This is a genomic window from Clostridium nigeriense (assembly GCF_050585265.1).
Lineage (GTDB): Bacteria > Bacillota > Clostridia > Clostridiales > Clostridiaceae > Clostridium > Clostridium nigeriense_B.
In genome coordinates this window covers 1-15,314 of the sequence record NZ_JBNOOE010000029.1, presented here as the reverse complement: position 1 = coordinate 15,314, position 15,314 = coordinate 1, and the positions used below count along the sequence as shown (strand labels likewise).

Annotated in this window: 15 protein-coding genes; all 15 read left to right on the top strand. The window is 29.5% G+C overall.

The window, feature by feature from the left end:
• Positions 1-212 precede the first annotated feature (212 nt).
• The 15 genes from prmA to ppdK all read left to right on the top strand — a co-directional run bounded on the left by prmA (position 213) and on the right by ppdK (position 15,221).
• Entirely contained in the window at positions 213-1,154 is a 942-nt protein-coding gene (gene prmA / locus ACQPVP_RS16485) for a 50S ribosomal protein L11 methyltransferase (RefSeq protein ID WP_430851808.1), read from the top strand.
• Between the two features lie 18 nt (positions 1,155-1,172).
• Positions 1,173-1,928 (top strand): RsmE family RNA methyltransferase, encoded by a 756-nt coding sequence (locus ACQPVP_RS16480; protein WP_430851806.1) that lies wholly within the window; start codon positions 1,173-1,175, stop codon positions 1,926-1,928.
• Positions 1,928-3,232 (top strand): tRNA (N(6)-L-threonylcarbamoyladenosine(37)-C(2))-methylthiotransferase MtaB, encoded by a 1,305-nt coding sequence (mtaB, locus tag ACQPVP_RS16475; RefSeq protein ID WP_430851804.1) that lies wholly within the window; start codon positions 1,928-1,930, stop codon positions 3,230-3,232. The genes ACQPVP_RS16480 and mtaB overlap by 1 nt, the downstream gene beginning before the upstream one ends.
• A 153-nt stretch (positions 3,233-3,385) precedes the next feature.
• The gene (locus ACQPVP_RS16470) at positions 3,386-3,730 is read left to right on the top strand and encodes a histidine triad nucleotide-binding protein (RefSeq protein WP_430840255.1); all 345 of its coding nucleotides are present in this window, start codon (positions 3,386-3,388) and stop codon (positions 3,728-3,730) included.
• A 119-nt stretch (positions 3,731-3,849) separates the two neighbouring features.
• Positions 3,850-4,026, top strand: a complete 177-nt coding sequence (rpsU, locus tag ACQPVP_RS16465) for a 30S ribosomal protein S21 (RefSeq protein ID WP_003441547.1) — start codon at positions 3,850-3,852, stop codon at positions 4,024-4,026.
• Between the two features lie 445 nt (positions 4,027-4,471).
• Entirely contained in the window at positions 4,472-4,750 is a 279-nt protein-coding gene (gene yqfC, locus ACQPVP_RS16460) for a sporulation protein YqfC (RefSeq protein WP_430851802.1), read from the top strand.
• A gap of 1 nt (position 4,751) precedes the next feature.
• Positions 4,752-5,891 (top strand): sporulation protein YqfD, encoded by a 1,140-nt coding sequence (yqfD, locus tag ACQPVP_RS16455; RefSeq protein WP_430851800.1) that lies wholly within the window; start codon positions 4,752-4,754, stop codon positions 5,889-5,891.
• A 20-nt stretch (positions 5,892-5,911) separates the two neighbouring features.
• Positions 5,912-7,975, top strand: a complete 2,064-nt coding sequence (locus tag ACQPVP_RS16450) for an HD family phosphohydrolase (RefSeq protein WP_430851798.1) — start codon at positions 5,912-5,914, stop codon at positions 7,973-7,975.
• Between the two features lie 78 nt (positions 7,976-8,053).
• Complete coding sequence (ybeY, locus tag ACQPVP_RS16445; protein ID WP_430851796.1) at positions 8,054-8,554, top strand: rRNA maturation RNase YbeY; 501 nt, start codon at positions 8,054-8,056, stop codon at positions 8,552-8,554.
• A 21-nt stretch (positions 8,555-8,575) separates the two neighbouring features.
• Positions 8,576-9,277, top strand: a complete 702-nt coding sequence (locus ACQPVP_RS16440) for a diacylglycerol kinase (RefSeq protein ID WP_430851794.1) — start codon at positions 8,576-8,578, stop codon at positions 9,275-9,277.
• 125 nt (positions 9,278-9,402) lie between these two features.
• Complete coding sequence (gene era, locus ACQPVP_RS16435; protein WP_430851792.1) at positions 9,403-10,293, top strand: GTPase Era; 891 nt, start codon at positions 9,403-9,405, stop codon at positions 10,291-10,293.
• Between the two features lie 8 nt (positions 10,294-10,301).
• Positions 10,302-11,051, top strand: a complete 750-nt coding sequence (gene recO, locus ACQPVP_RS16430; protein WP_430851790.1) for a DNA repair protein RecO — start codon at positions 10,302-10,304, stop codon at positions 11,049-11,051.
• Positions 11,052-11,057: 6 nt separating this feature from the next.
• Positions 11,058-11,666, top strand: coding sequence for a DUF4342 domain-containing protein (locus ACQPVP_RS16425; protein WP_430851789.1), 609 nt, complete (start codon positions 11,058-11,060; stop codon positions 11,664-11,666).
• A 195-nt stretch (positions 11,667-11,861) separates the two neighbouring features.
• Positions 11,862-12,500, top strand: coding sequence for a helix-turn-helix transcriptional regulator (locus ACQPVP_RS16420; RefSeq protein ID WP_430851787.1), 639 nt, complete (start codon positions 11,862-11,864; stop codon positions 12,498-12,500).
• A gap of 90 nt (positions 12,501-12,590) precedes the next feature.
• A complete protein-coding gene (gene ppdK / locus ACQPVP_RS16415) occupies positions 12,591-15,221 on the top strand; it encodes a pyruvate, phosphate dikinase (protein WP_430851785.1) in 2,631 nt (876 codons plus the stop codon).
• Positions 15,222-15,314: the final 93 nt, after the last annotated feature.

Sequence of the window (15,314 nt, the reverse complement as noted above, 5' to 3'; positions counted from 1 at the left end):
CTAGCGGATTTTTTATACAGATAGCGATAGCTTCATATTTTTATTAGGCTGCCATAATGTTAACTAAGTGACATTGGCCCAAGAGCTTCTTCTTTTTAGATAAGCTACAAAATGACAATAACTTAAATCTTTTTAGTTTTAAATATAGACAGAAACTTAACATAAGTGTAAAATAATAAATTAGTCAAATATCTTTGAAAGGACTGATTTTAATGGAAGGAACATGGATAGAAGTTAGAGTTATAACGAAAAGTGAAGCTTTAGAGCCAGTTTCAGGAATTTTTTATGGATTAGATTGTAAAGGGGTTGCAATAGAAGATCCAAATGACATATTAGAAAGAGAGCAAGGTCCACTAACTTGGGATTTTGCAGATATAAATGTATTAGAACATAAAGGGGAAGTAGCTGTAGTAAAGGCTTATTTTTCAGAAGAAGATAATGTAGAAGAAGTATTAAAATATGTTAATGATAAGATGAAAGAACTTAAAGACATAGGTATAGATACAGGAGCTTATAAGGTTGAAAGCGAAAAAATGTACGAAGAAGATTGGGCAAATAATTGGAAAAAGTATTATAAGCCTACTAAAATTGGTGATAGAATAGTAGTAAAGCCTATATGGGAAGAATATGAACCAAAGGGAAATGAATTAGTACTAGAATTAGACCCAGGAATGGCATTTGGTACAGGAACTCATGAAACAACAAGAATGTGTATTCAAGCTTTAGATAAGTATGTAAAAGAAGATAGTACTGTTTTTGATGTTGGATGTGGTTCAGGTATACTTGCAATTGGAGCAGCAAAATTAGGAGCAAAAATGGCTATTGGAGTAGACTTAGATCCTGTTGCTGTTGAATCTGCTAAAGAAAATGTAGGATTTAATAATTTAGATAATATACAAATTTTATATGGTAATTTAGTTGAAGTAATAGATGGAAAAGCAGATATTGTAGTTGCAAATATTATTGCAGAAGTAATTTGCATATTAACAGAAGATGTAAAAAGAGTATTAAAGGAAGATGGATACTTTATAACTTCTGGAATCATTCATGATAGGGTAGATATGGTTACTAATAAGCTTCAAGAAGTAGGGTTTGAAGTAGTTGAAATAAATAAAGATGGGGAATGGAACTGCATAGTTGCCAAATTAAAATAGTTTTAAGGAGATTGTTAGATGCATAAATTTTTTACTCCTAAAGAAAATTTTGTAGATAAGCAAGCAAAGATTTTAGGTGATGATGTAAAACACTTATATAAAGTATTAAGGCTAAATGAAGGGGATAAAATAGTCTTAAATAATTGTTGTGGAGAAGAGTTTTTAGCAAATATAAGAACTATTACAAAGCAAGAAGTAATTGTTGATATAGAAGAAAAGCTTGAGATAAATAATGAAAGTGAAGTTAAAATATATTTATTTCAAGGGTTGCCAAAGTCTCAAAAAATGGATTTAATAGTTCAAAAGGGAACAGAACTAGGTATAACTGAATTTATACCAACTTTGACAGAAAGAGTGGATATAAAGTTAAAGGGTGAATTTAAAAAGCTAGATAGATTAAATAGAATAGCTTTAGAAGCTGCAAAGCAAAGTAAAAGAACTATTGTACCTACTGTTTCTGAGCCTATTTCTTTTGAAGATGCATTAATCAATATGAAAGCTTTAGATCTAGTTATAGTTCCTTATGAAAATGCAGAAAATTTTGGTATAAAAACATTATTTAATGATGAAAATATTGATACATCAAAAATTAAAACTGTTGGGATATTAGTTGGTCCTGAAGGTGGATTTGAATTAAGTGAAATAAATAAACTAAAAGAACATGGTGCTTATATAGTGACTTTAGGAAGTAGAATCCTTAGAACAGAAACAGCAGGTTTTGTTGCTACTTCATTAGTTCAATATGAGCTTGGAGATTTAGGAGGAAATAAATAATGAAAGTTGCATTTTCTACTCTTGGATGTAGAGTTAACGTATATGAATCAGAAGCTATGGCTGAAAAGTTTATAAGAGAAGGCTACGAAGTTGTAGAGGCTAATGAAGAAGCTGATGTGTATGTAATAAATACATGTACTGTAACTAATATGGGAGACAAGAAGTCAAGACAAATTATAAGTAGAGCAAGAAGATTAAATGAAAATGCTGTAATTGCAGTTGTTGGATGTTATTCGCAAATTGCTCCAAAAGAAGTTTCTGAGATTCCAGGTGTTGATGTAGTTTTAGGTACAAGAAACAAGGGTGATGTAGTTTACTATGTGAATAAGGCAAGAGAAGAAGGAAAATCACAAGTTCATGTCGAAGGTGTACTTAAGAATAAGAAATTTGAAGAATTAAATATAGAAGAGTATCAAGATAAAACTAGAGCTTTTTTAAAGATTCAAGATGGATGTAATAGATTTTGTACTTATTGTATAATACCTTATTCAAGAGGGTCAGTATGTTCAAAAGATCCTAAAAAGGTAATAGAAGAAGTTAATAAATTAGCTGAACATGGCTTTAAGGAAATTATTTTATCTGGTATTCATACAGCGTCATATGGGTTAGATTTAGAAGGTAATATAACATTAATTGATATTATAGAAGAAATAGAGAAAGTAGCTGGAATAGAAAGAATTAGAATAGGGTCTATAGAGCCTGCATTCTTTACACCAGAAGTAATAGAAAAAATTAAAGGATTTAAAAAGCTTTGCCCTCATTTCCATCTATCATTACAAAGTGGATGTGATGCAACTCTTAAGAGAATGAATAGAAGATATACTGCAGAAGAATATGCAGCCTCTGTGGAGCTTTTAAGAAATACTTTACCAGATGTATCTATTACTACAGATGTGATAGTAGGTTTTCCAGGAGAAACAGAAGAAGAATTTAATGAAACTTATAAATTCTTAGAAAAAATTAAGCTTACTAAAACTCATGTATTTAAATATAGCCCTAGAAAAGGTACTAGAGCCGCTGAAATGGGAGATCAAATAGATGGTAGTATTAAAGAAAAAAGAAGTAAGCTATTAATAGAATTAAGTAATAAAAATGAAAAAGAATTTACAGAAAAATTTATTGGTAAAGAAATGGATGTCCTTATAGAAACAGAAGTAAAGGGTCAAGAAGGCATATATGAAGGCTACACAAGAAACTATATTAAAGTTCAAGTGCCTTGCGCATGTGCTGATGTAACTGGTAAAATAGTAGATATAGAAATTACTAAAGCAGAAAATGAAATTGGTATAGCGAAACTACTGTAAAATGAATAATGAAGAATGTAAAATGTAAAAATGATGAAATAATTCAGCATAGCTGAATTATGAAAAATACAATTTAGAAACTCAGCTTACTGAGTTTCGTCAATAATTCTTAATTTTTAATTTTTCATTCCTAATTTTAAGAAGGGTGGTGAAATTATGAGTTGTATATTTTGTAAAATAGTAAATGGTGAGATTCCAAGTAAGAAGTTATATGAAGATGATAGAGTATTAGCTTTTTATGATATTAGCCCAGAGGCTCCTGTTCACTTTTTAGTAATACCTAAGGAACATATTCAAAGTGTAAATGAATTAAATGAAAAAAATGCGGATATTATTTCACATATATTCTTAGTTATTAATAAACTAGTAAGAGAGCTAAATATTAGTGAATCAGGCTACAGAATAGTAAATAACTGCGGAAAAGATGGGGGCCAAACAGTAGATCATATGCATTTCCACGTGTTAGGGCAAAGAGATTTAAAATGGCCACCAGGCTAAATAAGTTTGTATCTAATGGTTGACTTTAAGGGATGCCTATTGTATAATATAGCGTGTGTTATTAAGCCCGTAGCTGAGTTAAATTAATTAATTTGAGCTAGCGGAGGGAGGGATAATAGATGTCAGAAATAAAAGTTGGAGAAAATGAAACACTTGAAAGTGCATTAAGAAGATTCAAAAGAAAATGCGCTAGAGCAGGAGTTCTTTCAGAAGTTAGGAAGAGAGAACACTATGAAAAGCCAAGCGTGAAGAGAAAGAAAAAATCAGAAGCTGCTAGAAAGAGAAAATTCAAGTAGGATAATTTTGATTTAAATTTCAATGTAACTTAATTAATTAAGTAAGCTATTATTGGAGGCTATATTTATCCAATAAGTCTAAATGTATTTTATTATACATCAAGGTTGAGGACTATAGTTTATAAGTTTATCAAAAGTGTAAAAGTAATTATACTTGAATTAAGGGAATAAATAAGATTTAATTAAGTAAATCTTATTATAGTACCTTCCTCAGCAGTTAATATAAGAAAGATAAAATTATTAAAGCAACGGCTACATCATTGGTGTTAATAACATCTATAACTTTTTAGTTATGCAAATTAAGGTCAATTTTATAAGATTAATATTAACTGATAAATAAAAGCAAAAGGAATTTTTATTCCTTTTGCTTTTTGCTTTCTATCTGTAATTTTCTATATATTTTTATCATAAAGTACTATTATAAAGAGTATAAGGAGAGAAAGATATGCAAGGAAAAATGGAAAAAAGCAGAGAAATATTAGTTGAGAAGTTGGATTTGCCTAAAGATGTAATGCTAAACCTTCCTAAAATAACAATTATAGGTAATGATGAAATCACTATAGAAAATCATAAAGGAATTATATTATTTGAGAGAAATATAATTAAGATAAACACTAAGGTCAAAATTATTGATATTGAAGGAGAAAATTTTGAAATTTTATATATTGGAGATTCTACTATAACTATAAGTGGAAAATTTAAATCCATTTCTTATGAGGTGTAGTATGGCATCAGGAGTTTTTGAAAGTGGAAAAGTTGTAGTTGAAATTAACATATTGAAGCCAGAAAGATTTTTGAACATATTATGGAATGAAAATATTAATGTTATAAACGTAAAGAGAATAGATGTAGCAACTATTCAGATAACTATTGACTATAATTATTATGAAGATGTAGTACAAATAGTTAAAAGATTAAATGGTAAAATTAAAATAGTAGGAAGTAAAGGAATACTTTTTCTTGTGGGAAAATTAAAAAGTAAGTTTTTTTTAACTATTGGAGGAGGAATTTTTGTTATCCTATTACTATATTTTTCTACATTTGTTTGGAGTATAGAAATTACTACTAAGCAGAATGTTTCACCTTATGAGATAAGACAGCAACTTTATTCATTGGGAATTAAACCAGGCATAAGTAAAAAAAATATAAATTATAAAGACATAGAGAAAAAATTAGAAAATATGAATTCAGATATCCTATGGCTTAGGGCAAGAGTAGAAGGTTCAACATTAAAAATAACTATTGATGAAAAAGTAAACCCTCCTGAGGTTAAAGAAGAAAAGTATGGGAATTTAGTTGCTAAAATGGATGGAGAAGTAAGAAGGGTTTATGCTTTTTCAGGAAGGTCAACAGTTCATACCGGTGAATATGTACATGCTGGAGATGTAATAATTGAAGGTATCAATGGAAAAGAAGAAGAGCCCTATGAAGTGGTACCAGATGGAGTAGTTATGGCTAATACATTTTATGAAAAGAGTATGGTGGCAAAGGTAGATGGAACTGAATTAAAAAGAAGTGGTGAAAAAGATAGTGATATTTATTTAATTTTATTCGGAAAGAAAATTTATATTAAAAAAGCTATAAAAGATTTTAAAGATTATGATAAAATAGAGGAAAGTGGGAAATTAATTACTAAGATAAATTATTATGAAAAAATTGAATTTCCAATTAAACTAACAAGAGAAGAAATAATTGATAACTCTGTAAAAGCCTTGGAAGAATCTCTTTATAATAATTTAACTAGGGAAGCAACAATTGTAGATAGAATAATTACAACAAAGGACGATTCAGCAGAGAATATATTAATTAATGTAGTCTTTATTGTTGAACAAAATATTGTAAATAATGAGCCTATAGATTATTAAAACTATGTGGTTAAAGGGGGATGAAATTGTTTTTAAAGAAAGATAAGAAAAAAGATAGTAGAGGATACAAAAGAATTTTTATATATTTGACAGTACTTATAATCACGTATGTACTTTTATTAACTAATATTTCACCAAAGAAATATAATTTGTCAGTAGGAGACATAGCTTCAGTAGATATAAAAGCACCTATAGATACTATCGATGAAGTTGCAACCCAACAAAAAATTGATGAAGCAGTTGCAAAAGCAAAAGAAGATAAAAAATATTATGTTAAAAGTGAAGTTAAAACAGAGGCCTTAAATGATGCAAATGAATTGTTTAATAAAATTGCAACAGAAATAGCATCTGATAAAGAGGCTAAAGATAAGCTAACAGAGATTAAAAAAGTTGATGCTTTTAAATTGACTGATGATGAGTATAATATATTATTATCATTGGACACAACGAAGGTAACTGAAACTAAAAATATTGTAATAACTGCTCTAGAAGCAGCTTATAAAAATGATATTAGTGAAAATGATTATGAAGCAATACAAAAAGCAAAAACTTTTGCTGATGATATAATTGAAAGTTATAATCTTGATAGAAATTTAGAAGATACATTGAAAAGTATAGTTTACTCACAAATAAATCCAAACCTTTTTATTGATTCTGAAAAGATGGAAGAAAATATAAAGGAAGCTGAAAAAAGCGTTCAAAAAGAAATAATAAAGAAAAATCAAATTATAGTTAAAGAAGGAGAGCCTGTAACAGAAAGACAAATAGAAATATTAAATGAGCTTGGATTGCTAAGTAGTGCTTTGACAAAAAGTTATGTTATGTCATTTATAGCCTTAGCTATAATAGTTACTTTAATTTTATTTATCCAATATGGATATATAGCTAAAGAAAGACCAGATATATTTAAAAATACTAAGCTTATTATATTAATTAGCAGTATAAATATTATTAGTCTTATGCTTTCTATGGGGCTTAATATAGTATCTCCTTATTTAATTCCTATAGCATGTGGAGCAATGCTGATGACTATATTAATAGATTATAGAATATCATTGGTTGTAAATTTATTAAATTTAGTATTTGTTGCTATAGTAGTTAGTTTTAATGCTGAGGTTATAGTATTATGCATTCTAAGTGTTGTATTAGGTTCTACAGCTCTTAAAAAGGTTCAACAAAGAAATGATATTATATATTCCACAATATATATAACTGTTATTTTAGCAATACTAACATTGACTGTAGGCATGGTTTCATCTAATAATTTAAAGGAAAATCTTATTCAAACTGGATATACTATACTTGCTGTACTACTTTCAGGTATACTTGCAGTTGGTTTGCTTCCATTTTTTGAATCCATATTTGATGTAGTAACTAATATAAAGTTATTAGAGTTATCGAATCCTAATCAGCCTCTTATGAAGAAACTTTTGATGGAGGCACCTGGAACTTATCATCACAGTATGATGGTAGCTAACTTAGCAGAGGCAGCTACTGAAGCTGTAGGAGGAAACCCAGTTATAGCTAGGGTTGGAGCTTATTATCATGATATAGGAAAAACAAAAAGACCCTACTTCTTTGGTGAAAATCAAATAGGAAGAGAAAATCCTCATGATAAAATTACACCAAATTTAAGTGCTTTAATTATTTTATCTCATACTAAGGATGGGATAGAAATGGCAAAGGAGCACAATATACCAAAGGTTATTCAAGATATAATAGTACAACATCATGGAACTACACTTGTTAAGTATTTCTATTACAAGCTTAAAAATTCTTCGGAAAATCCAGATGAGATTAAGGAAGAAGATTTTAGATATACAGGACCAATTCCGAGTACAAAGGAATCTGGAGTATTGATGCTTGCTGATAGTGTTGAAGCATCTGTTAGATCAATATCTGAGCCAACTAAGGCTAAAATTGAACAAATGGTTAATAATATAATAAATGATAAAATAAGTAGTAACCAATTAATAGATTGTGATTTGACATTAAAAGATATAGAAGTTATAAGACAGAGTTTTTTAAAAACTTTAGATGGAATTTATCATCATAGAATTGAATATCCAACTGAAAAAAAGTAAAAAATTAAATTCTATAAGGCATTGATAGGGGAGGGTATCATACCTTTCCCTTTAATTTTAAACATAAAGGAGTAAAATATGTTATATACAGAAAATAGGCAAGATAAAATAGAAGTCACAGAGAACTTTATAGAAAAAATTACAGAGGTTTGTGATTTTGCATTAAAAGAAGAAGGGGTTAATGTAGAATATCAAATATCTTTGTTATTTGTTGATAATGAAGAAATAAGAGAAATAAATAATGAAACAAGAAGTATAGATAGAGAAACAGATGTATTATCTTTTCCTATGCTTGATTTTGAAGAAAATAAAGTTTATAAAGATATATATTTAGATTTTGAATTTGATGAGACCTTTAAGGATGGAGATGAATTAATACTTGGAGATATGGTTCTATCATTAGAAAAAGCCTTAGAACAAAGTAAAGAGTATGGTCATTCTTATGATAGAGAAGTTAGTTATTTAGTAGTTCATTCGATTTTGCATCTACTTGGTTATGACCATATGATTGACAAGGATAAATTAAAAATGAGAAAGAGAGAAGAGGAAATATTAAATAAACTTGATATTAAGAGATAATACTGTATTTGGGGGTAGTTTATGAGAATAAAAAAGTTAGTAGAAAGTTTTAACTATGCAATAACAGGAATTATACAAACTGTAAGAACTCAAAGAAATATGAAGATTCATTTATTTGCAGCTCTATGTGTTCTTTTAACTTGTTTTGTAATAGATATATCAAAAGAAGAATTTCTTATTTTATCAATTACTATCACAATGGTATTAGCTGCTGAAGTGGTAAATACGGCTATAGAAGCTACTATAGATATGTCTACTAATCATTATCATCCATTAGCTAAAATAGCAAAAAATGCAGCAGCAGGAGCAGTCTTAATTACTGCTATAAATGCTTTGTTAGTAGGATATATAATTTTTTGGGACAAAATTTCATTGATTTCATATGATGTAATTCATAAGATGAAGGAATCAGAACCATATATGGTATTAATAGCATTAGTAGTTGTAACTATTGCAACTTTGATAGTAAAGTCTATTTATGGAGAAGGTACACCATTAAGAGGTGGTATGCCTAGTGGACATAGTGCTTTATCTTTTTCGATAGCAACTGCAATTTCATTAATTACAGAAGAACCAATATGTATAATGCTAAGCTATCTAATGGCATTAATAACTGCACAAAGTAGAGTAGATTCTAATATACATTCTATTTTCGAAGTTATTGTTGGAGCATTGTTTGGAACTTTATTGACATTGTTTATATTTATTATTTTTAAGATTTAATTTTATTAAAAAGATGATAAAACTTTATAACAATGCTATAATTTAAAAAAGTAAATATTATAAATAAAATATTTTTAATATCCCAAGGGCTTTTAGTTAATATTGGGATTAAACTAGGAGGAAAAATGTTTAAATCAGGATTTGTAACAATAGTTGGTAGACCAAATGTTGGTAAGTCAACTTTATTAAATGAGATAATGGGAGAAAAGCTTTCTATAGTATCAAATAAACCTCAAACAACAAGAAATAATATTCAAACTATACTGACAGGTAAGGATCATCAAATTGTCTTTGTTGATACTCCTGGAATTCATAAGCCTAAGCATAAGTTAGGTGAATATATGGTAAATTCAGCAAAGGATTCAATAAAGGAAGTTGACCTTGTATTATTTTTAATAAACCCTGAAGAAGAAATAGGTAGAGGAGATAAGTTTATAATTGAAACCTTAAAAAATCAAAAAGCGCCTATATTTTTAGTGGTAAATAAAATAGATGAATTTACTCAAGATAGAGTTGCTAAAACTCTTCAAATGTATTCTCAAGAATTAAACTTTAAAGAGATAATTCCAATTTCAGCTTTAAAGGGAAAGAATGTAGATAAATTAGTTGAATTAATGGTAGAAGCTATGCCAGAAGGTCCAAAGTACTATCCAGATGATATGATAACAGATGTTCAAGAAAGGTTTGTAGTATCAGAAATAATAAGAGAAAAGGCATTAAGAACATTAAGAGAAGAAATACCTCATGGTATAGCAGTAGATATTATTCAAATGAAGCAAAGTCCTAATGGTACTTGGCATATAGAAGTAGATATGCTTTGTGAAAAAGATTCACATAAAGGTATCATAATAGGTAAGAATGGTCAGTGCTTAAAGAAAATTGGTGAAACAGCAAGATATGAAATAGAAAGATTTTTACATGAAAAAGTAAATCTAAAAATATGGGTAAAGGTTAGAAAAGAGTGGAGAGATAATCAAAACCTACTAAAGGAGTTAGGATATAAAAAGGTTAAATAAATAAGGGGATGATTTTTCTGTCACTACATAAAGTGAATGCTGTAGTTATTAAGACTATGGAGTTTAAAGAAAATGATAAATTAGTATGGTTATATACAGATAAATTAGGAAAAGTAACTGCCATTGCAAAAGGTGCTAGAAAAAGTAAGAGTAAATTTTTATCTCTTACTTTACCACTTTGTTATGGCGAGTATATATTATTTAAAGGGAAAAATTTATATAATCTGCAAGAAGGAAAAATAATAAATTCTTTTCAAGGGTTGTTAGATAATTTGGATAAACTAACATACTCATCTTATATATGTGAGCTTATAGATATATGTATTGAAGAAGGTGAAGTTAATGAAAACTTATTCAAAAGCTTTTTAACATGTATGTATTTATTGAATACAGATGTATTAGATTATGAAATGTTAATAAGATCCTTTGAACTAAAATTGTTAAGGGAAACAGGATATGGATTAAGTTTAGATAATTGTGTTAGTTGTAGAAAAAAATTATCGGTATCAAATTATATATCACTTTCTCACTATGGAGGCGTATGTGAGGAATGTCCGAGAGAACATGGTATTTATATATCGAAGCCAGCATATAATTCAATAAAGTTTTTAATGAAGACACCTATGGATAAGATATATAAATTAAATATAAATGATGATGTAAAAAGAGATATAAGGAAAATTACAACATTTATCATATCTTCAAATTATTCTAAAAAACCAAAGAGTTTAGAAATGTTAAATTATATAAAGGAGTGATTATAAATGGAAATAACTTTAGAAAAGGTAGACCAAGTAAAAGAAAGAACAGGTGCTACATATGCTGAGGCTAAGAATGCACTTGAAGCAACTAATGGAGATGTATTAGAAGCTATTATTTATATTGAAAGTATAAAGGAAGCTAGTACAGAAACTGATGGTAAAGTAAAATCAGAAACCATAGATGAATTTAAAAAGTGGTTAAAAGATTTAATAAATAAAGGAAATGTTACAAGAATTAAGATAAGCAAAGACGGAAAAGAAATAGTTGATGTCCCTGTAAATGCTGGTATTGCTGCAGGAGTTATTGCTGCTATTCTTCCACCTGTATTAGCTTTTGTACTTATTGCTGCAGTAGTAACACAAATAACAGTAGAAATAACTATGGCTGATGGTAGTGTAGAAGTTGTAAATAAGTATATAAGCAAAGCTGTTGGTGATATAAAGGATGTTGCAACTGATGTAGCGAGTAAGGTTAAGAATAAAGTGGATGAAGTAAAAAATGATAAATTTTCTCCAGATAATTACAATGTATATAAAAAAGAATCTAAAAAGAGTGAAGAAATAGATAACAATTCTTTTACATATACTGTAAAATTTGATGATGAAGAGTAAATAAGAGTAAAAGTAAGATAAACAGTAGAATGAGCAGAATAAAATAAAGGAAATGGGAATATTCGGCTAATATGATTGATTTTTCAGAAAATTAAGTATAGTCAAACTATTAGAAAATGTTATAATTAGTATGTAAATATCAAACTAATCAAAATTATCTGAATATTCCATGTAAACCTAGAAAGAGGGATAAATTTGAAGTTATCAGAAAGGCAAGAGGAAATAGTAAGGTTAGTTAAAAAAGGACAGCCTGTAACAAGTGAAGCTTTGGCAGAAAAACTTGGAGTAACTAGAGCTGCATTAAGAGCAGATTTAGCTATCTTAACTATGATAGGGATATTAGATGCTAGACCTAAGGTTGGTTATGTATATTTAGGAGAAGTAAATAATACTGTAGTTTTAGAAAATATCTCTAAGGTATTGGCTGGTGAAATTATGTCTAAACCAGTAACTGTTAATGAGGAAACCACAGTATACGATGCAATCGTATTCTTGTTTTTAAATGATGTAGGGACATTATTTATAGAAAATAATGGAGTTTTGGTTGGAGCTGTATCAAGAAAAGACTTCTTGAAAAATGCCATTGGAGGAACTGATATACATAAGGTGCCAGTAGGTGTTATTATGACAAGAATGCCAAATATAATTTGTGGATATGCAGAAGATAGTGCATATGATTTAGCAAAAAAAATAATTGAGCATGAAATAGACAGCATTCCAATAGTTGAAAAAGTAGAAACTGATCCAAAGGAAAAGCCTCAATTTAGAATTATTGGTAAGATATCAAAGACTAATATAACTAAACTTTTTGTTAAGTTAGGTGAGGGTAATTAAAAAACTATGGGTATAATTTTTTTAGGGTAGCTACAGTATAAAAGTACTGTTAGTATATATATCAATTCTATTGAACGGAGGAGTATTGAGATGGAGAAAAAGAAGTATGTTTACCTTTTTAATGAAGGAAATGGGTCAATGAAAAACCTTCTAGGAGGTAAAGGGGCAAATTTATCAGAAATGATTCTACTAGGAATCCCTGTACCACAAGGATTCACAGTTACTACAGAAGCTTGTAATAAATATTATGAGGATGGAAAAGTAATTGCACCAGAAATTATTGAAGAAATTCATCAAAAAATAACGGAGTTAGAAAAGTTAACAGGCAAAGAGTTTGGTAGTTTAACTAAGCCACTTTTAGTGTCAGTAAGATCAGGTGCTAGAGTTTCAATGCCAGGTATGATGGATACAGTTCTAAATCTTGGTTTAAATGATGAATCAGTAGTTGCTATGGCAAACTTAACAAATAATCCAAGATTTGCATATGATTCATATAGAAGATTTATTCAAATGTTCTCTGATGTTGTTATGGGTATTGAAAAGAGATTGTTTGAAAATCTAATAGATGAAATTAAAGAAGAAAAAGGTGTTGAATTTGATACTGAATTAACTGCTGATGATTTAAAGGTGCTAGTTGGAAGATATAAGAACCTTTATAAGAAGGAAAGAGGAGAAGATTTCCCACAAGACCCTAAAACTCAATTAATTGAAGCTATAACAGCTGTATTTAGATCATGGAATAATCCAAGAGCTATAGTTTATAGAAGATTAAATGATATTCCTGGAGAATGGGGAACAGCAGTTAACGTTCAAGAAATGGTATTTGGTAATAAGGGTGAAACTTCAGGAACAGGAGTTGTATTCTCAAGAGATCCTGCAACTGGAGAAAATAAAATATATGGTGAATATTTAATGAATGCTCAAGGTGAGGATGTTGTTGCTGGTATTAGAACACCACTTCCAATTTCAAAATTAGAAGAACAAAATCCTGAAATATATAAGCAATTTACTGATATAGTTCATACATTAGAAAATCACTATAAAGACATGCAAGATATGGAAATAACTATTGAAGAAGGAAAGTTATACTTCTTACAAACAAGAAATGGTAAGAGAACTGCTCAAGCAGCATTAAAAATAGCTGTTGACTTAGTTGAAGAAAAAATGTTAACTAAGGAAGAAGCAATATTAAAGGTTGAACCAAATCAATTAGATTCATTACTTCATCCAACTTTCCATACTGAAGATTTAAAGAAGGCTGTACCAATAGCTAAAGGACTTCCAGCATCTCCAGGAGCAGCTTGTGGTAAGATTGCATTTACTGCTGAAGAAGCTAAGGAAAGACATGAAAGAGGAGAAAGTGTAGTTTTAGTAAGACTTGAAACTTCACCAGAAGATATAGAAGGTATGATAGCAGCACAAGGTATCTTAACTGTAAGAGGTGGTATGACATCCCACGCAGCAGTTGTTGCAAGAGGTATGGGAACTTGCTGCGTAGCAGGTTGTGGAACATTAAGAGTAGATGAAAATGCTAAAACTGTAGAAGTAAATGGAAAAGTTTATAATTCTGATGATTATATTTCTATAGATGGATCAACAGGTAATGTTTATGGGGAAGCTGTTAATACAGTAACACCAGAAATATCAGGATATTTTGCTACATTTATGGCATGGGCAGATGAAATAAGAAAATTAAAGGTTAGAACTAATGCTGACTCTCCAAGAGATACTAAGCAAGCAGTAGAATTTGGGGCAGAAGGTATTGGATTATGTAGAACTGAGCATATGTTCTTTGCTGAAGATAGAATTATGGCAGTTAGGGAAATGATAGTTGCTAAGAGTGAAGAACAAAGAAGAAAGGCTCTTGATAAATTGCTTCCAATGCAAAGAGAAGACTTTATTGGAATTTATGAAGCTTTAGAGGGAATGCCAGCAACTATAAGATTCTTAGATCCACCACTACATGAGTTCTTACCACACAACGATGAAGATATTCATGCTTTAGCTAATGATTTAGATATAACTTTTGAAGAATTAAAGGCTACTGTTAATGAATTACATGAATTCAATCCAATGATGGGTCATAGAGGATGTAGATTAGCGGTTTCTTATCCAGAAATAGCTGAAATGCAAACTAGAGCGGTTATAGAGGCAGCTATAGAAGTTAAGAATAGCAAAGGCTATGATATAGTTCCAGAAATTATGATTCCGCTTGTTGGAGAAATTAAAGAATTAAAATATGTTAAAGATATAGTAGTTAATACTGCAGAAGCTGTAATGGAAGAAAAGGGAGTTAAGTTAGATTATAAGATAGGTACTATGATAGAAATCCCAAGAGCTGCATTAACAGCTGATGAAATTGCTAAGGAAGCAGATTTCTTCTCATTTGGTACAAATGATTTAACTCAAATGACATTTGGATTCTCAAGAGATGATGCTGCTAAGTTCTTAGGTAGCTACTATGATAAGAAGATATACGAACAAGATCCATTTGCTAAGATAGACCAAACAGGAGTTGGTGCTTTAGTTAAGATAGCAGTTGAAAAGGGAAGATCAGTTAAGAGTGATCTTAAACTTGGAATATGTGGAGAGCACGGTGGAGATCCATCATCAGTAGAATTCTGCCATAATATTGGATTAGACTACGTTTCATGTTCACCATTTAGAGTTCCACTTGCTAGATTAGCAGCTGCACAAGCTCAAGTTAGAAATAAAAGATAGATATAAAGGCTGCTGAAAGGCCAATGTCACTTAGTTAACATTATGGCAGCCTAATAAAAACATGAAGCTATCGCTATCTGTATAAAAAATCCG